Below are 25,178 nucleotides of genomic sequence, written 5' to 3'. Positions count from 1 at the left end.
ATTTACACACCCTTAGGAAAAAAACAATTCGTCAAATGATGTTGTTTAATCAAAGAATAGAATTCATATTCATTTCTCGATGCATACAAAGTTCATTGAGAAATATAATCAATTTGAGATTATATAAATAGAAGATTAATGTAGAAAACGGTATATTATTATTTTCTTCTTTTGTACAATCCTAATTTTAAATACCATGGAAATAACGTCCATTCATAGACCTAAGATCGTAGTAATCGGTAGTTGCAACACTGATATGGTTGTCAAAGCCAACAGACTGCCTGTACCCGGTGAAACCATTTTGGGAGGAACTTTCTACATGAATCCGGGCGGCAAAGGGGCCAATCAGGCAATTGCCGCTTCCAGGTTAGGAGCCGAAGTCACATTTATCTCTAAAATAGGTTATGATTTATTTGGTCTACAGGCATTGGAAATATATAAATCGGAGAAGATTAATACCGAATTTATCTTCACTGATCAGAAAAGTCCTTCAGGGGTGGCACTTATATCGGTCGATTCTTTTGGCGAAAACAGTATCATTGTTGCTCCGGGAGCAAGTCGCTCGCTTTCTTTAGAGGACATAGACAAGGCCAAAGGAAAAATTAAAGAAGCGGACATTGTACTTATGCAACTGGAAGTTCCTTTAGAGACAGTAGAATATGCTGCATCTATAGCTAATGAATATGGTAAAAAAGTAATCCTCAACCCTGCCCCGGCCTCTACGCTAAATGATTCCTTTTTAAGAAATATACATACCATACTCCCCAATCGTATCGAAGCCGAAATGTTGTCGGGAATCAAAGTTAGGGATACGGAAAGTGCACATCGGGCTGCCGAAGCAATCGGAGAGAAAGGAATAGAAAATGTGGTTATCACATTGGGAAAAGACGGAGCTTACGTAAAGGAGAAAGATGAATTTACGATGATTCCGGCTAAAGAAGTGGAAACAATTGATACAACCGGAGCCGGAGATGTATTTTGTGGAGCATTCAGTGTCCATTTGTCCGAGGGACACTGTTTGGCAGAAGCAGTGAGATTTGCCAATGCTGCAGCGGCACTCGCTGTAACCCGCATTGGCGCCCAAAGTGCCATTCCTTATAAAAAAGAAGTAATAGTATAAGAATAAACCTAAGTCGAATATATAAATTTATTTTCAAATGAAAATAGTAGTTGTTGGAAGTTCAAATATCGATATGGTGGCACAAGTCAACCATATTCCGGCACCCGGAGAAACAGTCGGTAATGCCAATTTTATTCAATCTTTTGGTGGAAAAGGTGCGAATCAAGCCGTTGCAGCAGCAAGACTGGGCGGTTCTGTGACTTTTGTCACCGCATTGGGAAATGATATGTATGCAGATATCCTAAAAAAGCATTTCACAAAAGAAGGAATCAACACGAATTATATCATCGACGATTCCCACCACCCCACAGGAACCGCACTTATCTACGTTGCTAATAGTGGTGAGAACTGCATAGCAGTGGCTCCCGGGGCTAATTATTCCTTGCTACCCGAATCTATCACTCAATTTTCTGAAATAATAGAAGAAGCGGATATTGTTGTCATGCAGGCTGAGATTCCTTACGAAACAATTAAAAAGACTGCTTTATTTGCCAAACAAAAAGGCAAAAAAGTATTGTTTAACCCTGCGCCTGCCTGTCTGATCGATGAGGAGTTAATAACAGCCATTGATATATTAGTAGTCAATGAGCTGGAAGCATCTTTCATTTCTGGAATCGAATATACAGGAAACAATCTGGATGATATTGCTCAAACCTTACTAAGATCGGGAGCACGCAATATAGTGATCACGTTGGGAAGTCAAGGTGTTTACATGATGAATGAACGGGAAACGATACAACTTCCCAGTTTTAAAATGAAAGCAATCGATACTGTTGCAGCAGGTGACACATTTTGCGGAGCATTAGCCGTAGCTTGTTCCCAAAAAGAAATCAACAGAAAAGCACTAGGTTTTGCAAATGCAGCAGCTGCAATCGCTGTGACACGATTAGGAGCTCAGTCCTCCATTCCAACTCTCGTTGAAGTTAATGCTTTCATCCAAACCATTAAATAAAATCTTTAAATCCTTTTGATACTATGTTTATAGTTAATAGCTACACATTAGCAGTCATATTCTGCTTCATCACAATGATCTGTTGGGGTTCCTGGGGAAACACCCAGAAACTAGCCAGTAAAAATTGGCGTTACGAACTTTATTATTGGGATTACACGATCGGCATACTATTATTTGCCTTACTTTTAGTATTTACGTTAGGCAGCCTCGGAAGTTCCGGTGTAAGTTTTCTTGAAAACATACGACAAGTAGGTACAGAGAATATAGTCAGAGCATTAATCGGGGGTATTATTTTTAATGCTTCCAACATTCTCCTATCAGCCTCCGTATCCATTGCAGGAATGGCTGTCGCTTTTCCTCTTGGCGTAGGATTAGCGTTAGTATTAGGAGTACTCATCAACTATTTCAGTGCTCCCAAAGGAGATCCGATCTGGTTATTTACAGGAGTATTACTGATTGTTATCGCCATTATTTGTAATGGAGTAGCAGCCGGACAAAAGCAAAAGGAAAATGCCGGTAGTAGTAAAAAAGGGATTATCCTTGCCGCAGTTGCCGGAATACTAATGTCTTTTTTCTATCGTTTTGTTGCTGCTTCCATGGATTTAAACAATTTCGAATCACCGACTACGGGAATGGCAACTCCCTACACAGCATTTTTCATTTTCACCATCGGTATTTTTCTTAGCAATTTTGTGTTTAACACCCTAGTGATGAAACATCCTTTTGTCGGAAAGCCAGTCACTTATAAAGAATATTTTGCCGGAAAAGCCAGTACGCATTTGGTTGGGATTTTAGGTGGATGTGTCTGGGGATTGGGAACATCACTAAGTTATATCGCAGCCGGGAAAGCCGGAGCAGCCATCTCCTATGCATTAGGACAGGGTGCGCCTATGATTGCCGCCTTATGGGGAGTTTTCATTTGGAAAGAATTTAGCGGTTCCAGCAAAAAGATAAATTTATTGCTGACTATCATGTTCATACTGTTCATTCTGGGACTGGTTCTTATCATTTTGTCTGGAGGAAACTAAGAGCCGGCTTAAAGTTACCTCTATATATCCATATCTTCAAACGTCTAAAAATACAAAAGAAATTATTAACCATAAAACTCTAAAAAAGAAAGACAATGAAACAACTACTAATTTATCTGTTCGCAGTATGCCTGTTTAGTAACTGCTCAAATGGCAAGCAAACCACAAATTTGATTTTTGATACTGATATGGCACCCGATTATGATGATGTAGGTGCTTTGGCAGTTCTGCATGCCTTAGCTGATTCAGGAGAAGTAAAAATACTCGCAACAGTATCTTCTAACAAGTGTGAGACGACAGTTCCTTGTATCGATGTAATCAATACTTATTTTGGTCGCCCTGATATTCCGGTTGGTTGTGTAAAAGGGGATGCTCCCAACCTGACTACTTGGCATCGAGAACCACGCTGGACGGATGAATTACCCAAACGTTATCCTCATAAGGCTCAATCAGCCTCTGAAAGTGAAGATGCGTTGAAAGTATATCGCCGCATATTGAGTCTACAACCAGATACAAGTGTAACCATCGTAACTGTGGGATTCTTTTCTAATTTAAAAAACTTACTGCAATCACAACCAGATAAGTATAGTAAGTTATCCGGAGCTGATTTAATTAAGAAGAAAGTTAAACTACTGGTATCAATGGCAGGTAGAATGCCTCAAGGAAAAGAATTTAATGTAGAGAAGGATTCTACAGCTTCTGTAGTTGTTTTTGAAGAATGGCCTACACCTATTATATTGAGCGGATGGGACATTGGCAATAAAATCTTAACAGGTAAACGTTTAGCTTCATCCGATATTCAAGGTAGTCCTATTGTTGATGCTTTCTCAATGTGTCTCCCACAAGACAATCCTGAAGGCAGAATGAGTTGGGACCAGACAGCGGTCCTTGTTGCCGTACGTGGAGCCGCCCCTTATTTCAAACTAGAAAAAGGAATAATGAAAGCATTCCGCAATGGTAGTAACACATGGACAGCCGATCCGAAAGGCCTGCATTCCCGGCTGATCTTCCAAATGCCTATTCCACAACTGACAAATATCATAGAGGATCTAATGCTTCATAACCCCAAAAATGAACAGAATTAATACAAACTCTTGAAATGAGAAAGAAATGTCTTTTCAACACAATCATTCTATCTGTTGTTATTAGTTTGTGTACTGCTGCCACCGCTGATAAAACAAAAGCTCTGCCTCAACAAATCATCCTCTCCAAAGCCCAATATTAGACAAAATAAAAGGAGGATGGGCGGGACAAACCATCGGAGTAACTTTCGGTGGTCCTACCGAGTTTCGTTTTCAAGGCACTTTCATCCAAGATTATCAAGTCATTCCCTGGTATGAAGGTTATGTCAGTAAAACGATGGATGAATGGTCGTGGCTTTATGATGATATATACATGGATCTCACCTTTGTGGATGTATTTGAAAAGAAAGGTTTAGACGCTCCGGTAAAAGACTTTACAGAAGCGTTTGCTCAGGCAGAATATCCGCTATGGCATGCTAATCAGGCAGCAAGATATAATATTCTTCAGGGAATAGAGGCTCCCGGACACTGGCTGAACAATCCTCATGCGGACGATATCGACTATCAAATAGAGGCCGATTTTGCCGGATTGATGAATCCGGGCATGCCCAACTCCGCTTCGCAAGTCAGTGACAAAATCGGACATCTTATGTGTTACGGTGATGGTTGGTATGGTAGTGTTTACGTAGGAGCGATGTACAGCCTCGCTTTCGCATCCGACGATATTCAAGACATTGTAACGGAAGCCTTGAAAACAATCCCTAAAGAAAGTGGATTAAATGTATTTCAGACGTTATAAAATGGCATAAGAAGTATCCCAAAGACTGGAAACAAACTTGGTTTGAAATACAAAAATATCATGCGGAAGACATCGGTTGTCCGGAAGGAGTATTTCAACCTCTCGATATAGATGCTAAAATCAATGCGGCTTACATTGTTTTAGGGCTCTTATATGGAAATGGTGATTTCACACAAACAATGGAAATATCTACAAGAGCCGGACAGGATTCAGATTGTAATCCTTCTTCTGCCGGGGGGGTATTGGGTACAATGATGGGCTATAGCAAAATACCAGAATATTGGATGAAAGGTTTAAAAGGGGCAGAAGACAAGGTATTTAAATATACATCACTTTCCTTAAACCAGACCTATCAGATCAGCTATAAACATGCTTTGGAAATGATACAAAAAACGATGGAAAAGTAGAGCAAGACAAAGTTATAATTAATGTTCAACCCCCCAAAGCAATCCGCTTCGAACAAAGTTTCCCACATATGGTTCCCATCGCGAGAGTAGATTTGAATAACCCGGATATTAAAACACTTACATTCTATTTCGATGGTACCGGATTTGCATTAAGAGGAGAAACAATCCGTAGAAACCACAACCTACCGGATGCGGAAGTGAAAGCCAAACTTTATATTGATGGGGAATTTATCGAAGAGGCTGTCTTTCCGACTAATGCCAATGTCCGTCGTTTGGATCTTTTCTGGCGTTATCAATTGCCTAAAGGAAAACATCAAGTGAAAATGGAAGTTCTGGAAGACAACTCTAATGCTCGGTTGAGATCATGGGATTATATCATCTATTCAGACTAGATAATAATAGAATATTCCAATAAAAAGAGACTACTTCATTTTTACTGAAGAGTCTCTTTTTTACATATTTCCATTTCTTACGAAACCATTCAATAATGATGACTAGCATATCCGTCAATACCAACTAATTTACACCTCATAGCTAAATAGCAATTGATATAACATGACCCACAACAGAATCGCATAAGAGCCTATTTACCCATACGTAATTCTACAATCACCGGACGATGATCAGATGCCACCGGCTCATTCACTATTTCTGTAGATTTTACAGTAAATCCGTTCATATTACGTTTTAAGCTCACAATATAGTCTATAGTCACTTTAGGTTTAGAAGCAGGAAAAGTTAATTGCTTAGGATTGGATATAATCTGGAATTCTTTTTGCAGTTCTTTGATGAATTCGGAGTCCGGTTGATCATTCATATCACCCGCCAGAAACAAAGGCTTCTTACAATAAGAAACAAACTCTTTTAGTATCTGCAATGACTTTATACGATCTTCTTCCGTTAAAGACATATGAGTACAACAGTAAATATAATCATTAAATTCTGCCATCACCAACATACGCGCTTCTTCCCTTCCCGGCAAAGCCATCGTTTTCAAACGAACCGGAACTTGTTTAGACAGTATTCCGATGCCATATTTGCCTCCATCATGTTTAATAGCCGGAGCATAATATGCATTCATCCCGGTAAGTGTAGCAAGTTCACCCAATACATATTTCTTCCCACTCCGATTTGTCATACTGTCCAATTCCTGCACAGCTACAATATCAGGGGCAGCTTTATTAATTACATCTGCTATTCGTTGGTAATTGCATACATTATCCATGCCATTCCCATTTCTAATGTTATAACTCATCAGCTTCAATGTATGCTGGGCTTGCACCGGAAGGATAAAGAGACTCATAAGAATCAATAAAAAGATACTTTTCATGTTTTTCAATAGATTATAATTATTAGAATTCTCAAAGATAAGGAAAAAACAAAAAGCTACAAAGATATGTGATCATACCTTTATAGCTTTTATTATCAACTTTCTATATTCATCAGATATTTCCCCTGACTCGATCATCAAAGGCAGAAAGTGCAGCTTTTGCGCCTTCGCCCATAGAGATAATAATTTGTTTATAGGGCACTGTAGAAACATCACCGGCTGCATAAATTCCCGGAACATTGGTACGGCAAAAAGCATCAATCACGATCTCGCCCATACGATTACTCTCCACCAGTTCGCGAAAAACTCCACTATTCGCAGTCAATCCAATTTGTACGAATACCCCATCCAACTCCACCAACCGTTCTTCCTCCGTCTTTCGGTCCTTTACACGTAACGCAGTCATCTTATCACCATTGCCGATTACTTCAGTAGTCTGAGAACTTACAAACACTTCTACATTCGGTAAGCTTCTGAGTTTTTCCTGAAGAACTTGGTCAGCTTTCAACTCATCCATAAACTCGAATACGGTAACTCTGGAACAAATACCAGCCAAATCAATAGCTGCTTCCACACCTGAGTTTCCACCACCAACAACCGCCACATGTTTACCTGCATAGAAAGGACCGTCACAATGAGGACAAAAAGCAACACCTCTTCCTATATATTCCGTTTCGCCCAGAACATTCAGTTTTCTCCAGCTTGCTCCGGTAGCAATAATCAATGCCGGAGTAGTCAGTTTCTCGCCTACAGAAGTGGTTACTTGTTTCCCTTTTCCCACAAGCTCCACTTTCTCAATCTTCCGATGCTCCAGCAGATCTACCGGATAACGCAACAAATGAGTTTTCAGGTTATCAGCCAATTCACTTCCAGTAGTTTCCGGAACAGAAATTAAATTCTCTATGCCTACTGTTTCTTTTACCTGTCCACCTACGCGCTCTGCAACAATCGCAACTTTCAATCCTTTGCGAGCAGAATAGATAGCTGCGGAAACTCCCGCAGGTCCTCCTCCAGCTACAATCACATCGTATTGTTTCTCTTCCGTTGAAAGTGAAGCCTCATCAATTCCATACTGTTCTTCAAGTTTCGCCAATAACTCTCCAAACTCTCCACGTCCAACGTGAATCAGTTTTCCGTCCGCAAAGACTGAAGGTACTCCTTGTATCTTCAATGCCTCTACTTCTTCCTGATTCAACGCGCCATCTACCATCTCATGTGAAATGGACGGATTTAGCGTAGTCATAGCATTCAATGCCTGTACTACATCCGGACAGTTGGTACAAGTCAGCGATACATAAGTAGTCAGGTGGATGGGTCCCTTCAAAGCTTTTACGCGATTACATACACCTTCATCTGGGAAATTCTTGCCTTTACCATCCAGATTCAGAATAGCAAGTAGCACAGAAGTAAATTCGTGTCCATTAGGAATACCTCTAAAAGTAATACCTGTACGGGTACCGTTCTTTAAGATCGTAAACTCCAATCCGTCCCCTTCATTCACAGTACACGTCAGGTGATCGGAACAAGCAGCTACATCCTCCAAAAGTTCCAGGAGTTCATTCCGGTTTTCGTGTTGCGACGATACATTTATATCAAAGGTAAAGTCCGCTTCCAATGCGGCGAAAATACCTTTTAATTGTTCTTTTAATGTTAAATCTAACATATTCTCTCTCCTTTCATTTTTTTAAAAGAAAGGCCGGCAGCGTTTCCCGTTACCGGCCTTTCGTATACATTCAAGGTAGTTTATCAAATCTTACCTACCAAATCAATACTTGGTTTCAGGGTTGATTCCCCCTTCTTCCATTTAGCCGGACAAACTTCTCCGTCGTGAGTTGCTACAAACTGAGCAGCTTCTACCTTACGAAGTAATTCGCTGGCATCACGACCAATGTTATTATCATTCAGTTCAACGACTTTTATCTTTCCTTCCGGATTTACTACGAACGTACCACGATAGGCCATTCCTTCCTCTTCGATATAAACTCCTAATGCACGACTCAAAGCAGCAGTCGGATCTGCCAACATCGGATACTGAATCTTGCGGATACTGTCAGAAGTATCATGCCAAGCTTTATGCACAAAATGTGAATCAGTACTTACCGAATAAATTTCGACTCCCATCTCCTTGAACTGGTCATATTTCTCAGCCATATCTACCAACTCTGTCGGACATACGAAAGTAAAGTCGGCAGGGTAAAAGAATAGAATCGCCCATTTTCCTTTCAGGTCGTTGTTAGTTATAGTTTTGAAAGCTCCATTGTGGAATGCCTGAACACTGAATTCAGGAAGTTGAGAATTTAAAATTGGTTCCATAATCTTTTTATTTTTTATTGTTTTTAATTGATTGACTTATAACAGTAAAAACGATTTTTTGTTTTTCGTTTCTGATACAAAGATAAAGGTAGCAAGGGGGCTTTTGCAAAAAAAGTCCAATCGAATAAATCTATGCACTGATAGATGAAACTAATTAGTAAAGACAGAATGATTAAGATGGAATATACGTCTGGGAATACTTATCTATGTAACAAAATTCGGTTCATTTCATACTTCATTTACTAAAGTTATATAAGTGATGCCCATTAATAACTAATTCTGCGTATTTTTGTTGGCTTAATACAAGAAACTATTTAGACAATGATGAAACATCCTCTTTCACAATTCCTATATTGCCCGGAATGTGGTTCTTCTCATTTTGAGATTCACAATGAGAAATCGAAAAAATGTGTCGATTGTGGCTTCGTCTACTATTTCAATCCCTCATCGGCGACAGTAGCACTTATTCTGAATGATAATAACGAGTTATTGGTCTGCCGTCGTGCCAAAGAGCCGGCGAAAGGAACTCTGGATCTTCCGGGTGGTTTTATTGATATGAATGAAACAGGTGAAGAAGGCGTTGCCCGAGAAGTTTTGGAAGAAACAAACCTGAAAGTAAAAGAAGCCACTTACCTATTTTCACTGCCCAACATCTATATTTATTCCGGTTTCCCGGTTCACACCTTGGATATGTTTTTCCGTTGCACCGTAGAAAATACGGAATACTTCTCTGCAATGGATGATGTATCCGACTCTTTTTTTGTACCTTTGTCTAAGATCAATCCGGAGGAATTCGGACTGGATTCTATCCGTCAGGGGCTTAAAAAGTTCTTATCAATATAGATAAAGCATTAAAATACAGGCATATTTTATTTTTATCATTATCTTTGTGACCGTCATTTGTTTAATGATTATTATGGCACCTTTGCATAAATACCCAATTATGAAAAAAGAAATTACCAGACTTATTTGTACAGCCATCTGCTGCACACCAATCATAGGATTGGCTCAGACGAGTGAACAGATTACTTCTTCCGACAACCTTTACAAAGAAGGAAAAGAGCTTTTCCTTGAAAAGAATTATGCGGCAGCCGTACCTGCCTTAAAAGCTTTCGTAAAACAAAAAACAGTAGCCAGCCTTCGTCAAGAAGCTGAATATATGCTGGTAAGCTCTGCCTATGAGCTGAAAGACAAAAACCGTATCGAACTGTTGCGTGGATATCTTGATCATTATCCTGATACGCCACATGCCAACCGGATTTATGCGCTTATAGCTTCCTGCTACTTTTATGAAGGAAAGTATGACGAAGCTTTGGCCCTTTTCAACTCGGCACGACTTGATTTATTGAGCAATGCAGAACGTGATGATTGTACCTATCAGTTGGCAACTTGTTACCTGAAAACGGATAATCTGAAGGAAGCAGCTATATGGTTTGAAACTTTACGTGCCAGCAGTCCTAAATATGCAAAAGATTGCAGTTATTATCTGGCTTATATCCGGTATTCACAAAGGCGTTACGATGAAGCATTAAAGGACTTCCTCCCTTTGCAGGATGATCCGAAGTACAAAGCATTAGTACCTTATTATATTGCAGAAATTTATGCAATCAAAAAGAACTATGATAAGGCACAGATCGTAGCACAAAACTATTTGTCAGCTTATCCGAATAACGAATACGCTGCTGAAATGTATCGCATTTTAGGAGACGCTTACTATCATTTCGGACAATATCAACAGGCAGTAGAAGCATTCAATAATTATCTGGATAGAGATCAATCAGCTCCACGACGTGATGCGCTTTATATGTTAGGACTCTCTTATTATCAAACGAAAGTCTATACCAAAGCTGTGGAAACGCTAGGCAAAGTAACTACCACCAACGATGCCCTGACGCAAAATGCCAATCTGCATATGGGCCTTGCCTACTTACAATTAGCAGAAAAAAACAAAGCCCGTATGGCTTTCGAACAGGCAGCTGCTTCTGATGCGGATATTCAGGTAAAAGAACTAGCAGCTTACAATTATGCTCTTTGTCTGCACGAAACCTCTTTCTCTGCTTTCGGCGAATCAGTTACTGCATTTGAGAAATTCCTGAACGAGTTCCCAACATCACCATATGCTGAAAAGGTGAGCAGTTATCTGGTGGAAGTCTATATGACTACCCGAAGCTATGACGCTGCATTAAAATCTATCGACCGTATCGCACATCCAAGTACACAAATATTAGAAGCTAAACAGAAGATTTTGTTCCAACTGGGTACACAGGCCTTTGCTAATGCAAACTTTGAACAAGCCCTCAGCTACCTGAACCAATCAATCAATCTTGGTCAATACAACCGTCAAACTAAAGCAGACGCTTATTATTGGTGCGGAGAATCCTATTATCGCCTGAATCGGATGACTGAAGCAGCGCGTGACTTTAACGCCTATCTGCAACTGACGTCACAACCTAATAATGAAATGTATGCGCTCGCCAACTATAACCTGGGTTACATCGCTTTCCACCGGAAAGACTATACTCAAGCGAGCAATTATTTCCAGAAATACATTCAGCTGGAAAAAGGTGAAAACACTACAGCTCTGGCAGATGCGTACAATCGTATCGGTGACTGCCATTTGAATATACGCGACTTTGAAGAGGCTAAACGTTATTATTCACAAGCAGAGCAACTGAATTCTCCTTCCGGAGATTATTCTTTCTATCAACTCGCTCTCGTTTCCGGTTTGCAGAAAGACTACAGTGGCAAGATCACTCTTTTAAATCGTCTGATCGGTAAGTACCCGTCTTCACCTTATGCAGTGAATGCTTTTTATGAGAAAGGACGTTCCTATGTGTTTATGGAGAACAATGCTCAGGCAATTACCTCTTTCAAAGAATTATTAAATAGATATCCCGAAAGCCCTGTCAGCAGAAAAGCGGCAGCAGAAATTGGCTTGTTATATTACCAGAACGGAGACTTCAATCAGGCAATCCCGGCCTACAAACAAGTAGTTGAGAAATATCCGGGTAGTGAAGAAGCACGCCTTGCTATGCTTGACTTGAAATCTATTTATGTTGATATGAACCGTATCGACGAGTTCTCAGCTTTGGCCAATGCAATGCCTGGTAACATTCGTTTCGATACCAACGAACAGGACTCTCTGACTTACGTTGCTGCGGAAAAGATTTATATGAAAGGACGGGCAGAGGAAGCAAAAAGCAGTTTCGAGAAATATTTGCAAACTTTCCCGGAAGGAGCCTTTAGTCTGAATGCTCATTACTATCTCTGTCTGATCTGGAATGAGCAAAAGAATTATGATATGGTTTTGGAACATTCCGGCAAGCTGCTTGAATATCCTAATAATCCGTATGCTGAAGAAGCATTGGTAATGCGTGCAGAAGTGCAGTTCAATAAACTCCAGATGGAGGAGGCCCTGGCTAGTTACAAGATGTTGAAAGAAAAGGCAAGTAATATAGAACGTCGTCAGCTCGCTGAGACTGGTATTTTACGTTGTGCATATGCTTTGAGAGATGATGTGGAAACGATTCAGGCGGCTACGAATCTGTTGGCAGAAGCCAAACTAAGCCCGGAACTGAAAAACGAGGCTCTTTATTATCGTGGCAAAGCATATTTGAAGCAGAAAGCGGATATGAAAGCATTGGCCGATTTGCGTGAATTAGCCAAGGATACTCGTAATCTTTATGGTGCCGAAGCAAAATATTTGGTTGCACAATCACTTTATGATACCCATCAATATACTGCAGCAGAAAAAGAACTTCTCGGCTATATCGAACAAAGTACGCCTCACGCCTATTGGCTGGCACGTAGTTTCGTCCTTTTATCGGATGTATACGTTGCTATGGGCAAAGACCTAGATGCACGCCAATATCTGTTGAGTTTACAACAGAATTATAAAGGCGATGACGATATCGAGAGCATGATTGAAAGCAGACTACAGAAACTTAATAAATAAAAGATTGAAGAATATGAAACGATCTCTTTATATAGCAGGAGGACTTACTCTAGCAGCTTTAATACCATTCGAACTCCAAGCCCAGAATACTCAGCCCAAAGATACAACTATGAACCGTACTGTAGTTGTAGAACAAGAATATAATCCAGATATCATGGACGCTTCCAAAGTAAACGTCCTTCCCAAAGTAGAAGAACCGACCATCTCTAAAAAAGAGGTGGAATATGCAATCGGATTCCTGCCGGCAAGTTCTATCCCGGCAGATTTGATGCGTCCTTACACCGGAACGGAAATCCAGCCCGGCAGTAAACTCGGATATGTACGTGCCGGATATGGTAATTACGGTAATCTGGATGTACTTGCCAATTACTTATTTAAGATTTCAGACAAAGATAAACTGAATCTACGTTTCCAGATGGATGGGATGGACGGCAAACTAACCATACCAACGCAAGAAGAGAAATGGAAAGCGTACTATTATCGTACACGTGCCAACATGGACTATACCCATCAATTCAACAATGTTGATCTTAACATCGCTGCAAACTTCGGACTCAGCAACTTCAACCTTGCTCCCAATGAACCGGGCAAGCAGAAATTTACGGAAGCTGATTTTCATTTAGGTGTAAAATCGACCGATGAAACTTATCCGGTACAGTTCAAAGCTGAAACTAACTTCATGATGTATAATCGTCAGAATAACAATCTTATGTTCTTCAACGAGACATTGGGAGAAACTCAGATCCGCACGAAAGGATTAGTTAGTGGTGCTATCAGCGATGAACAAAGCATTAATATAGGATTGGATATGCGCAATATCTTCTACAACAAAGATCTTAAGTTGAACGAGATACCTGTTTATAAAGACCGCACTACGTTAGACCTGAATCCTTACTATAAACTTCACAGTGACAATTGGAACTTACGTATTGGAGCTAATGTAGACTTCTCTTTTGGTAGCGGAAAGACTCTTCGCGTTTCTCCTGATGTAGTTGCCCAATATATCTTCTCTGAGAGCTATGTGCTTTATGCCCAAGCTACCGGAGGTAAACTGGTTAATGACTTCCGGAGATTGGAAATACTTTGTCCATACGCACTTCCTGTGAATGCAATTCAGGATACTTACGAACAGTTCAATGCCTCTTTAGGTTTCAAAGCAAGTCCTTATCCAGGGTTATGGTTTAATTTGTATGGTGGCTATCAGGATTTGAAAGATGATTTGTACCAAGTGAGTGAAGAAGTAGATAATAATGTAGGTCCGGACAGTGAGCCAATGCCTTATCAGTTCCTAAACATGGCTATGACTAATTCTCATAACTTTTACGCTGGAATGAAGATCAGCTATGAGTATAAAGACATCGTTGCGTTATCCGCATCGGGTACTTATCGTAACTGGGATACTAAAGAAGATTATGCTCTATTGCTGAAACCAGCATGTGAATTTAACTTCAACGCGACTTTCAAACCAGTGAAAGAATTGAGTATCAATATCGGTTATGATTATATCGGCCGCGAAGATGTTAAAGAGTTAGGAACACTTTCTGCGGTCAGTGACCTTTATGCAGGAGCTAGCTATAATGTATTCAAAGGAGTTTCTGTTTATGCACGAATCAATAACCTGATGAATAAGAAGTATCAATACTACCTTGGTTATCCTACAGAAGGATTTAATTTCATTGGTGGATTGAGTTTCAGCTTCTAATCAATATTGAAAGCTGATACAAAGAAATACTATAAAACTCAGGTTTCAGAAATTTCTAAAGAAGGAAATGCCCTTGTTACAATATCGTGAACTGCATCCTAAAAGTTTCTTGTCTAACTTTTAGGGTGCAGTTCATTTTTGGCTGTTGTAAATAAGCCATTAAGCTATCGGATTCTGTATGTCTGACGTCGTATAGCATGGTAGTTTTATAACAAAAGTAAAAGCTACAAAACAATTAATTTGAATAACTCGTTATGATAACAGAAAATAAAATCAAGTATTTTGAAAATCGAGAAGATTGGAGAAAGTGGCTAATGGACAACTTTAACAGTACCAATGAAATATGGTTTGTATTTCCCGATAAGTCATCAGGCAAAAAAAGTATGTTATATAATGATGCCGTTGAAGAAGCCCTTTGTTTTGATTGGATTGACAGCACGATAAAACCACTTAACAAAGAACATAGAATTCAGCGCTTCACACCGAGAAATCCTAAAAGCACTTACTCACAAGCCAATAAAGAAAGACTAAAATGGCTACTGGAAAATAAAATGATACACCCAAAATTTGAGAATAAAATCCAAGATGTTTTATCTATACCTTTTATTTTTCCCAATGATATAATTGAGAAATTGAAAGAAGATGAAATAGTATGGAGAAACTATCAACAATTTTCCGACTCCTATAAACGAATCCGAATTGCATACATTGAAGCCGCAAGAATACGCCCTGAAGAATTTGAGAAACGGTTAAACCACTTTATCAGCAAAACGAAAGAAAATAAAGCAATTACAGGATTTGGCGGAATTGAAAAATACTATTAATCAAAAGAAAATGCCAACGCCTAACTTGCATCCTGCCTGTAAGCAGGTTGAAATTAACTATTGACCTTTATTACTCGGATGAAGCAAAAGATAAATCCAGAGCTTAGTATAAAGTCCCTATGATATGTTTAGAAGATTACTACTTTCCGAACAATCTACTAGAAATCAATCGTTACCTGATAAGTATCCTTATTTTCAAAGAAAGTTTGTTGTACTTCGTATTCAGGAAGCCACACATATTTCTTTTCACCTTTGTATTCTGCTTCAAGCAAGAAACTAAACCAGCGATTATAAGGTAATTCGTCTGTATGCAAAGGTTTTACAGGATTATCATACAAATCGGGAACGCCTGTTATCAAATATTCTCCTTTTTTATTCACTTTATAAGTACGATAAGGAGTTGGAACCAGATCATTAAACTGTGCGCGAGCTCCATATAAGTTGAGCTTCACTCCTTTCTTCTTTTTACCATTCACTTTAACAGATACTAAAATATTCTCAGGAAACATCTGTTTGAAAAGTCCGGAAAAATCACGTCTCGGTCGTTTTGACTTTGCAGTATGGTTAATGATATTAATTGCATACGAACTCCATTTATAAGTATTATAATGATTGTTCATCACACACGAGTCCGGCTCGTATTGAAGTTGATTTACCGGATTCTTTTTTGCCTGAATTCTGTCAGCATATAGATCTGTTACTCCGCGATAGTGACCGAATTCATGCGCTACTCCCCTACAAAAATAATCGATACCAAACAAGTCTTCATGCTCGGTCTTACTACGGCTACGGCAAACCACCATAGTCAAGTCGTCTGCAGCACCTCCACAATACCAGCCTTGTGCTTTTTCTTCATCATCAAAGTCAAGTACAGAATCAATGATCAATAAGACATCATGGTTAGGGAAACCTGCACTTCGATTGTATACATTTTCCAACTGCCGGGAAGAGCAATCATAAACGACCTGTAAATCGGGCACATAACGGAAATAAAAATTAAAACGTCCGCCCCCCGCCTTATTCCAAAAATCGTTCACCTGTTCAAAGAAAGTATTCAGCTTTGCCTGATATGCTTCTTTACCGCCCCAATGCTCTACCCCAGCTTTATCCACTGCAACAAATATTCGATATTCGATCGTATCCAGCGGTTGCGAAACAGCACCTTCGCATACATTACCTGCATTCGTCCAAGAAAAGAAAGGTAGAATGGCAGAAAACACAAACCATCCTTTCCAATTATTTTTCATATCTGTATTTAATTTATGTATATCTTATTTAGATTCCAACTGTTTCCGCCTATCATAAAAATGAGTTTATTGAAAGACATACTTTTACAACAACCTTACTCTATTTTCATATAAACAACCGAGCATCCTACCTCACACTTTTTCAAGAGTTATAGTTCTACTAAAAAGAGCTATCGTTTCACTACAGCGGAACGAAAACTGGAGTACTAACGAAACAAATGTACATAGAATAAACGTATCTTAATCTATGCAATCTATTATTTTATTCAGTTCTTCCTCCTATTTCAATAAAATAGATCCAGAAACTGCCTGGAATATTACCAACATAGTCCCTTGAAAAGACAAAAGAAAATCTCATCGGGAAAATAGATTAGTCAATTAATATCCTTTATGTTTTCATCTCATTTTTCCCTCGGATAAAGGATTATTCAGAGAAAAAACTGTTTTTATAGGTAGTAAATTCTATCATTTTCCGTCCTGTCCACAAAATTAAAGAGAAGGCTCATCAATCGCTATAGATAGCGTTTCTAGCTATTTTTACACCTAATATAGCGAATATTGCACGTCAGATTTATGGGTACCGGCTAACTTTGCATAAAAAGAGAACAAAAATGTCAGGCTTTTATACATGGAAGCATGATCTGGAAGCATAATCTTTAGAACAAAACGAAGGTCATTCATTGACAGAACTAAATATATTATTAACCTACAAATTAAAAAGTATGAGAAACGCGCTCAAATTAAGAATCTGCTTTCTTATTACGTTTCTTTCATTCATACCTTTAATAATGTATGCACTTCCACCGGAAGGGATTACTATTAAAGGTACAGTAGTGGACGAAGCACTTAAAGAAGCCGTTCCCGGAGCAAATGTGGCCGTGAAGGGCACTACTATCGGGACAATCACAGATTTTGACGGTAACTACTCAATCGTCGTTCCAAGCAAAGAATCCGTATTGGTCATCTCTTTTATGGGATATGTAACCCAAGAGATCGTAGTCGGAAGCAAACAAATCATTAACGTTAGTTTAAAAGAAGACGCGCAAAGCCTTGGTGAAGTAGAAGTTGTTGCGATTGCCTATGGTAACCAAGACAAAAAAATGCTTACCAGTGCAGTCTCTTCCATTGACAACAAGGAGTTGATCAAATCCCCGGCTATTAGTATTACTAATGTATTAGCAGGAGCTTTGCCCGGTGTATCTTCAGTACAGACTACCGGACAGCCTGGTAAAGACGCTGCTACTATTTATGTACGTGGAGCCGGTACATTAAATGACTCACAGGCTAAGCCATTGATTCTCGTAGATGGAATCGAACGTGATTTTTCACAGATCGACCCGAACGAAATTGAGACCATCTCTATATTAAAGGATGCCTCTTCAACCGCTGTATTTGGTGTACGAGGTGCTAATGGTGTAGTATTAGTTACCACCAAAAGAGGTAAAGCCGGCAAAACACAAATCTCTGTCAGCACCAAACTAGGTTTACAACAACCTATTTCGTTAGTTGAACAAACCGGAAGTTACGAATTCGCCCGTTTCTGGAATATAAAACAGGAAATGGATCATGTAACTAATCCTAAACTCTATTTTACACCGGAACAAGTAGAAGCCTATCGTACTGGGTCGGACCCGATTATGTATCCGAGTATGGACTGGAAAAAGTATATCTTTAATAATCTCTACCTTCAAAGCCAGAATAACCTTAATATATCCGGTGGTAGCGAAAATGTAAAGTATTACATTTCATTAGGCTATACATACCAGAACGGTCTTTTAAAGGAACTTCCCGGACAGATGTATGATAACAACTACCGTTACAACCGATATAATTATCGTGCTAATATCGACGCCAACCTGACCAAGACTACACTAATGAAACTTGGTATTAGTGGTATTTTAGGTAAGATACAAGAGCCACGTAGTGTTGTATCCGGTACCGGAGAGGATCAGAATCCTTGGGTGATTGCACAGATCTGGTCACATCCGTTCGCTGGACCGGGATTTATCAACGGAGTACGTACGTTAGTTCCCAAAGATATGGTTCCTCTGGGAGAAGTAATGCGTGATGGTATGTTCGTATTTTACGGACAAGGTTATAATCAGAATTATGATACGAATTTAAATCTGGACCTGGATATCACACAGAAATTGGATTTTGTAACTCCAGGCTTGAGTGTAGCTGTAAAAGGGGCTTACGACAATAAATTCACGTTAAACAAAGTACGTACCGGAGGTGCCATAGAATCACAGACTGTATACTACAAGTCTTATTTTGACACAAATGGTTCCATGCCACAGACCGACCCGGATTATGATAAGACATATATCTATGTACCCAATGGAAGCGACACTCCGCTGAACTATTCAGAAAGTAGTGGACGTGGACAGAATTGGTATCTAGAAGGACGTATCAACTATGACCGTACATTCGGCGATCACAGAGTATCCGGTCTGTTCCTTTATAACCAATCACGAAATTATTATCCTGACAGCTATACCTATATTCCCCGTAGTTATGTAGGACTGGTTGGACGTGCTACTTATGCTTATCAAAGTAAATACTTGCTTGACGTAAATGTTGGCTACAACGGTTCGGAAAACTTCGCTCCGGGCAGTACCCGTTTCGGTGTTTTCCCATCATTCTCCGCAGGCTGGATAGCAACTGCCGAGAAATTTATGGAGAACCAAAAGGTGATTGATTACTTAAAGCTCAGAGCTTCTTGGGGACGTGTCGGTAATGATAAAGGGGTAGATTCCCGCTTTATGTATATGCCTGCCGTATGGGGAGGATCAGGTAGCTACAGTTTCGGTGTAGATAATGCCTATTCACAATCAGCTTCCGGCATTTCCTCCATAGGTAATCCGGCAGTTACGTGGGAAACAGCCGAAAAGCAGAATTACGGTATCGACATCAAACTCTTAGACAGCCGTTTATCTGCTACATTCGATTACTTTATAGAGCACCGTACAGGTATTCTGATTTCTCCATTGTCCACTCCGGGTATTATTGCAACTTCTTTACCTAATCTGAATATTGGTCAGGTAAACAATCATGGTTATGAAATCTCTATTGGTTGGAATGATAGAATCGGAAAAGACTTCAGTTATTTCGCTAATGCAAACATGTCATTCGCACGTAACAAAATCATTAACATGGATGAAGTTCCCAAGCAATTCAGTTACATGAATCAAACGGGTGGTTCAACCGGACGACAGACTGACGTGTATAAATACTTGAGACTCTACCAGTATAGCGATTTCATCGAAGGTGCAAACGGAGAACTGACATTGAATCCCAATCTCCCCCAACCTTACCAAAAAGTGTATCCGGGTGATGCAATGTATGCCGACCTTAATGGAGACGGAATTGTAGATGGTAATGACAAATGTGTGTCGGGCTATGCTACCCGTCCGGAATATACATTTGGTATGAATATGGGATTCGACTGGAAAGGCTTCAGTTTATCCATGCAATGGGTTGGCTCAACAAATGTTAGCCGTATGTATGATATCGAATACCGGATTCCATTCACCAATGCCGGAAAACGTGGTTTGCTGACTTATTTCTATGATGGTTGCTGGACTCCGGAAAATCAACTGGGAGCTGTTTATCCGCGTCCGTCGGAAGAATCGGAAAGCTGGAACTCTGAACCTTCAACCTTATGGCTAGTAGATGCTTCTTACCTCCGTTTAAAGAGTTTGAACTTCGGATATACCATAACCGGAAAGAAATTCCTGAAAAAATTAGGAATTAGTTCACTTGGTCTGAATTTCAGTGGTTACAATTTACTAACCTTCTCACCACTTAAGTATCTTGATCCGGAAAGTAATCCTGACCGATTCGGAGATTATCCACTTATCAAGACTTATAGTTTCGGTTTAAATCTTAACTTCTAAAAAAGACAACTTATGAATAGCATAATAAAAGGACTTGGAATTGCGTTTAGTTATATACTGATAGCATCCTCTTGTTCTGAAATCAGCTTTGGGGATAATTTCCTAGGCAACCAACCTGAAAGCTCCGGAGCCACCACCGAAGAAATGTTTTCTTCGAAAATAAACGCTGAAAAAGTACTGACGAAAGCTTATGCCGGTGTACCATACGGATTGCCTACTGGTGGGGACTTCAAACTGGGAGGTAATATCCTCGAATCAATCACTGATTTGTGTCAGAGTTTTCGTGATAACATCAGCGATGGTCCCATGAAACTATATTATAACGGAGCACTGAGTGCAAATAATGTTCCTAAAAGTGCAGCCTATCTATATGCAGGAAAATCCGACTGGACCACCATCCGTTACGCATGGCTGTTTATTGAAAATGTAGCCAAAGTACCCGACATGACCGACGATGAAAAGAACGAACGCATCGCTGAGGCCAAAACATTGATCGCTCTTTCTTATTTCGAAATGATGAGATATATAGGTGGTGTACCCTGGTTGGACCATGCAATAGATGTAAATGAGAAAATGGAGTTTCCACGAATCACCTTCGAGCAAACGGTAAAAAATATCGTAGACTTACTCGATGAAGCTATTAATTCAAACCTAAAATGGAAACAAGATGACCAGAATGACGGTCGAATGACGAAAGCAGGAGCCATGGCATTAAAATTCAAGGTATTGCAATGGGCAGCAAGTCCGACATTCAATTCCAACACAAAATGGAATTCGAAAGCGGATGAATACACTTGTTACGGTAATTACAGCGACCAACGTTGGAAAGATGCAGCAGCGGCAGGCGAGGCCTTCTTCAATGAAATCAAAAAGCAGCATGGATACGAACTGATCCAGCCTACTGAAGATACTCATCGGGCAAGACGTTTGGCATACCGTAAGGCATATTACAACCGGGGCGGAACAGAAATTCTGATTTCTACACGCAAAGGTTATGATGTAAGTACCCATTCCGATTATATTAATCAACGTTACTATACCGGTCCTACTCTGAACTATGTAGATATGTTCCCGTGGGAAGACGGTTCTGATTTTCCAGAAGACTTCGACTGGACAAATCCGTCTAAACAGCCATTCTTTACTTATACAAATGAGGAGATGGTACCAACCCGTGACCCGCGTTTGTATGAAAACGTAGCCTGCCCGGGAGATAAATATTGTACCGGTACCACTGCTCCTGTTTATATCAACCATGAAGATTACAAAGACGGTAGCGGATTCCTGATCATGAAATATATCCTGCAGGAAAACAATGATCGCAATAGTCCGGTACAGTGGGCACATACCCGCCTGTCGGAAATCATGTTGGGATATGCGGAAGTACTGAATGAAGTGAATGGTCGTCCAAACGATGAAGCTTACAAAATGGTCAATGATGTACGGGCCAGAGTAGGACTTTCTGCACTCCCCAAAACAATGAACCATGACCAGTTCCTGGAAGCTGTCTTAAAAGAAAGAGCACTGGAATTAGGATTCGAAGAAGTGCGTTGGTTCGACCTTGTACGCAGAGACCGTCAAAGTGATTTCAAGAAAACATTGTATGGACTGAGAAGTAGAGGCAATGACCTGCATAATCCTACTGCATTCACTTTTGAAAAAGTAGTATTGGGAGATCGTTATTGGAAGACCAATTGGGATACCAAATGGTATCTGGCTCCAATTCCTCAGAATGAAATCAACAAGAAATATGGAATGACCCAAAATCCGGGTTGGTAAATATCTTAACTAATATCAATCGAACAATGAATAAATTAAATTATATATTAATTACCCTGCTTTTGGGAGGTTCGGTTTCCCTGAATGCACAGAAATCAAAAGCTGTTTCGGAAACGCAGCTTACTGATACACTGAGCGTCGGATATCAAATGAACGTATCTTCCCAGAATAGCAGTTATTCTATCAACGGAGTCAATGCTTCTGCATTTGAAAAGTCTCCGTATGTAGACATAAGCAAAGCATTGTATGGTAAAGTGGCAGGTCTGAATGTGTATCAAGGTATAGGTGCATCTCCTGACAACGTATCTACTCTCTCTCTGCACGGCAATGCTCCTCTGATACTGATTGACGGTTTTCCTCGTGATATTACCGATATCACTTCTATGGAAATTGAATCGTGCTATGTTCTGAAAGATGCCGCTGCAGCAGCGCTTTATGGAACACGCGGTGCAAACGGTGTCGTGCTTATCACTACTAAACGTGGTGCTAAAAGTGGACTGAAAGTGAATGTAGACTATAATTTCGGCGTTAATACCCAATTCCGTTCACCAGAATTTGCAGACGCATACACGTATGCTAACAGCCTCAATACGGCATTGAAGAGTGACGGGCTGGACACACGCTACAATTCACAAGAGTTGGATGCCTTCCGCACAGGAATCTACCCGTATGATTTTCCAAACGTAGACTGGTGGGATCAGACGATGAACAAAGCAGGTTTTACACACAATCTGAAAATGTCTTTCAATGGAGGTGGTGAAAAATTCCGTTACTTCACCGTGGTTGATTATTACCGTGACCGTTCCATGTTGAAGAAGAACACGGAAGATACACGTTATGATACGACTCCGACAGACACACGTCTTACTCTACGCACTAACATTGATGCGGATATTACTGAAAGCACTCATATGAAGGTAGGCTTAGTAGGAAAGTTACAGGAATATAGAGGTACCCGTTATGGACGCACTAATATCTTCCGCAATATCTATAATACACCATCGGCTGCATTCCCTATTCGCTACGAAAACGGCATTTATGGAGGTAGCTCTGTCTATGGAGCCAATAATCCGGTAGCCTTATTGAAAAACTATGGTCATACCAGAAATATGTACGGCACATTGCTGGCAGATTTGAGTTTACGTCAGGATTTAGATGTACTGACCAAAGGACTTGGTGCTGAAGTAGCAGTATCTTTTGACAATATAGGAGGAATGTACGAAACTTCCAGCAAAAGCTATCGCTATATGAATAACTCGGCAAGTATTGCTAGTGATGGTACGCTAGTGACCACTCCTATTATGTGGGGAACAGACTCTGAAACACTGGGACACAGCCAGCCTTTCGAAAGTTTGATCATGCGTAGCGATTTTCAGGCAAAGATAGATTATAACCGTAATTTTGGAAAGCACCAAGTGAGTGGAGCATTGATCTACGATATGCAATCTATCGTGGAGGATGGCAGAAACAACTCTCGGAAGAACCAATCCATATTATTGAACGCAACTTATACCTATGATAACCGTTACAGTATTAATGCCGTAATCAATCATTCTGGTTCCGCTTACTTACCGGATGGAGATAAATTTACAACTTATCCGGCAGTATCTGCTGCATGGATCGCATCCAACGAGGCATTCATGGAAAATATAACTCCGATCAATCTCTTCAAGATTCGTGCATCATACGGTTTGTCCGGATGGGACGGTAACCTAAGCCATGAGTTGTGGCGCCAATCTTACATTAGTAATACTGGTTATAACTTCGGAGTAAATGCCGGTGCTTTAGGAGGGGGAAGCGAAGGTGACCTTCCGGTCATAGGATTAGTAGCAGAGAAATCGACGAAAGCTACTTTCGGTTTTGATGTTGAAGCTTTTGACAATCGCTTGAGTGCAACCGTAGAAGGGTTCTACGAAAAGCGCTCGGATATGCTTGTTTCAGGAGCCAATTCTACTTCTGGCATCATCGGTATCACAGTGGGACAGGTGAATGAAGGAGTCTATAAATACAAAGGGCTGGATGCTTCCCTGAATTGGAATGATAAAATAGGTGACCTTCATTACGGTATAGGAGCCAGTATGTCTTACCTGAATTCAGAGGTAGTCAATGTAAATCAGGAATATCAGGAATACAATTATTTGTATACAAAAGGTAATCGTGTCGGACAGATGTATGGTCTGGAAGCTATCGGTTTCTTCAATAGTCAACAAGAAATTAACAATAGCCCTCAGCAAACCTTCTCTACCGTAGCTCCGGGTGATGTGAAATATAAAGACCAGAATGGAGACAATATTATTGACGAAAAAGACGTTGTCAAGATGTTCGGTTCATCCGTACCACGCTTCTACTTCGGATTTAACCTGAACCTCGCTTACAAGAAATTTGAGTTTTCTGCTGACTTCCAAGGTATGACCGGTGTTACAGTTTCTTTGCTCAACAGCCCGTTGTATCAGCCGCTTGTGAACAATGGAAATATCTCAAATACATTCTTGAACGAGGAAGTATATTGGTCTCCGGAAAACAAAGCGAACGCAACCATGCCAAGACTGACTACTCAGGAAAACCTGAACAACTATCGTGCCAGTTCATTGTGGTACCGCGACGGTTCATTCTTGAAATTGCGTAACCTGCTCGTATCTTATACTTTCTCAAAATCACAGACTCGCTTTGCTGATCTGAAAGTATTTGTACAGGGAACTAATCTGTTCTCATTAGACAACCTTCATTTTGCTGATCCGGAACAACTCGGTGTTGCTTATCCATCGACAAGAAGTTATTGGGCAGGTGTCAAACTTAATTTTTAA

At 40.1% G+C, this 25,178-nt stretch carries 18 protein-coding genes and 1 pseudogene; 15 read left to right on the top strand and 4 right to left on the bottom strand.

Features of this window, described 5'->3' with window-relative positions; all coding sequences use genetic code 11:
- Nucleotides 1–196: 196 nt before the first annotated feature.
- The 8 genes from rbsK (EJF25_RS02365) (at nt 197) to EJF25_RS26475 (ending at nt 5,720) form a co-directional block, all read left to right on the top strand.
- Nucleotides 197–1,120 carry a ribokinase gene (rbsK, locus tag EJF25_RS02365; protein ID WP_200832851.1) on the top strand — a complete coding sequence of 308 codons (924 nt, stop codon included), beginning with the start codon at nt 197–199 and terminating at the stop codon, nt 1,118–1,120.
- Between the two features lie 37 nt (nt 1,121–1,157).
- Entirely contained in the window at nt 1,158–2,072 is a 915-nt protein-coding gene (gene rbsK / locus EJF25_RS02360) for a ribokinase (protein ID WP_125039861.1), read from the top strand.
- A 23-nt stretch (nt 2,073–2,095) separates the two neighbouring features.
- Nucleotides 2,096–3,100, top strand: coding sequence for a GRP family sugar transporter (locus EJF25_RS02355; RefSeq protein WP_125039860.1), 1,005 nt, complete (start codon nt 2,096–2,098; stop codon nt 3,098–3,100).
- 95 nt (nt 3,101–3,195) lie between these two features.
- Nucleotides 3,196–4,185 (top strand): nucleoside hydrolase, encoded by a 990-nt coding sequence (locus EJF25_RS02350; protein WP_125039859.1) that lies wholly within the window; start codon nt 3,196–3,198, stop codon nt 4,183–4,185.
- 14 nt (nt 4,186–4,199) lie between these two features.
- The gene (locus EJF25_RS26490; protein ID WP_370685681.1) at nt 4,200–4,325 is read left to right on the top strand and encodes a hypothetical protein; all 126 of its coding nucleotides are present in this window, start codon (nt 4,200–4,202) and stop codon (nt 4,323–4,325) included.
- Nucleotides 4,319–4,921, top strand: a complete 603-nt coding sequence (locus EJF25_RS26485; RefSeq protein ID WP_370685687.1) for an ADP-ribosylglycohydrolase family protein — start codon at nt 4,319–4,321, stop codon at nt 4,919–4,921. Before EJF25_RS26490 ends, EJF25_RS26485 begins: the two co-directional genes overlap by 7 nt.
- A complete protein-coding gene (locus tag EJF25_RS26480; RefSeq protein ID WP_370685686.1) occupies nt 4,897–5,328 on the top strand; it encodes an ADP-ribosylglycohydrolase family protein in 432 nt (143 codons plus the stop codon). Before EJF25_RS26485 ends, EJF25_RS26480 begins: the two co-directional genes overlap by 25 nt.
- A gap of 68 nt (nt 5,329–5,396) precedes the next feature.
- A complete protein-coding gene (locus EJF25_RS26475; protein WP_370685680.1) occupies nt 5,397–5,720 on the top strand; it encodes a hypothetical protein in 324 nt (107 codons plus the stop codon).
- Between the two features lie 203 nt (nt 5,721–5,923).
- On the opposite strand, the pseudogene EJF25_RS02340 reads toward EJF25_RS26475, so the two are convergent.
- The 3 genes and pseudogenes from EJF25_RS02340 to ahpC all read right to left on the bottom strand — a co-directional run.
- Nucleotides 5,924–6,658: pseudogene (locus EJF25_RS02340) on the bottom strand (endonuclease/exonuclease/phosphatase family protein); the annotation flags it as partial.
- Nucleotides 6,659–6,770: 112 nt separating this feature from the next.
- Entirely contained in the window at nt 6,771–8,321 is a 1,551-nt protein-coding gene (gene ahpF / locus EJF25_RS02335) for an alkyl hydroperoxide reductase subunit F (protein ID WP_125039857.1), read from the bottom strand.
- Nucleotides 8,322–8,404: 83 nt separating this feature from the next.
- Nucleotides 8,405–8,971 (bottom strand): alkyl hydroperoxide reductase subunit C, encoded by a 567-nt coding sequence (ahpC, locus tag EJF25_RS02330; protein WP_125039856.1) that lies wholly within the window; start codon nt 8,969–8,971, stop codon nt 8,405–8,407.
- Nucleotides 8,972–9,295: 324 nt separating this feature from the next.
- Here ahpC and EJF25_RS02325 point away from each other — a divergent pair, with 324 nt between their 5' ends.
- The 4 genes from EJF25_RS02325 (at nt 9,296) to EJF25_RS02310 (ending at nt 15,452) form a co-directional block, all read left to right on the top strand.
- A complete protein-coding gene (locus tag EJF25_RS02325) occupies nt 9,296–9,814 on the top strand; it encodes an NUDIX hydrolase (RefSeq protein WP_125039920.1) in 519 nt (172 codons plus the stop codon).
- Nucleotides 9,815–9,914: 100 nt separating this feature from the next.
- Nucleotides 9,915–12,926, top strand: a complete 3,012-nt coding sequence (locus tag EJF25_RS02320; RefSeq protein WP_125039855.1) for a tetratricopeptide repeat protein — start codon at nt 9,915–9,917, stop codon at nt 12,924–12,926.
- 13 nt (nt 12,927–12,939) lie between these two features.
- Nucleotides 12,940–14,628 (top strand): TonB-dependent receptor, encoded by a 1,689-nt coding sequence (locus tag EJF25_RS02315; RefSeq protein ID WP_125039854.1) that lies wholly within the window; start codon nt 12,940–12,942, stop codon nt 14,626–14,628.
- A gap of 254 nt (nt 14,629–14,882) precedes the next feature.
- Complete coding sequence (locus EJF25_RS02310; RefSeq protein WP_125039853.1) at nt 14,883–15,452, top strand: YdeI/OmpD-associated family protein; 570 nt, start codon at nt 14,883–14,885, stop codon at nt 15,450–15,452.
- A gap of 158 nt (nt 15,453–15,610) precedes the next feature.
- On the opposite strand, the gene EJF25_RS02305 is transcribed toward EJF25_RS02310, so the two are convergent.
- Nucleotides 15,611–16,699, bottom strand: a complete 1,089-nt coding sequence (locus tag EJF25_RS02305; protein WP_125039852.1) for a hypothetical protein — start codon at nt 16,697–16,699, stop codon at nt 15,611–15,613.
- 722 nt (nt 16,700–17,421) lie between these two features.
- Here EJF25_RS02305 and EJF25_RS02300 point away from each other — a divergent pair.
- The 3 genes from EJF25_RS02300 to EJF25_RS02290 are packed head-to-tail and all read left to right on the top strand — an operon-like array spanning nt 17,422 to nt 25,178.
- On the top strand, nt 17,422–20,598 hold the full coding sequence (locus EJF25_RS02300; RefSeq protein WP_125039851.1) for a SusC/RagA family TonB-linked outer membrane protein: 3,177 nt from the start codon (nt 17,422–17,424) through the stop codon (nt 20,596–20,598).
- A gap of 12 nt (nt 20,599–20,610) precedes the next feature.
- Nucleotides 20,611–22,374: a RagB/SusD family nutrient uptake outer membrane protein gene (locus EJF25_RS02295; protein WP_125039850.1), complete on the top strand. Its 1,764-nt coding sequence runs from the start codon at nt 20,611–20,613 to the stop codon at nt 22,372–22,374.
- Between the two features lie 26 nt (nt 22,375–22,400).
- On the top strand, nt 22,401–25,178 hold the full coding sequence (locus EJF25_RS02290; RefSeq protein WP_125039849.1) for a SusC/RagA family TonB-linked outer membrane protein: 2,778 nt from the start codon (nt 22,401–22,403) through the stop codon (nt 25,176–25,178).

Origin of the sequence: Bacteroides faecalis, assembly GCF_003865075.1 — a bacterium.
Lineage (GTDB): Bacteria > Bacteroidota > Bacteroidia > Bacteroidales > Bacteroidaceae > Bacteroides > Bacteroides faecalis.
This window is presented reverse-complemented; position numbering and strand designations above follow the sequence as displayed.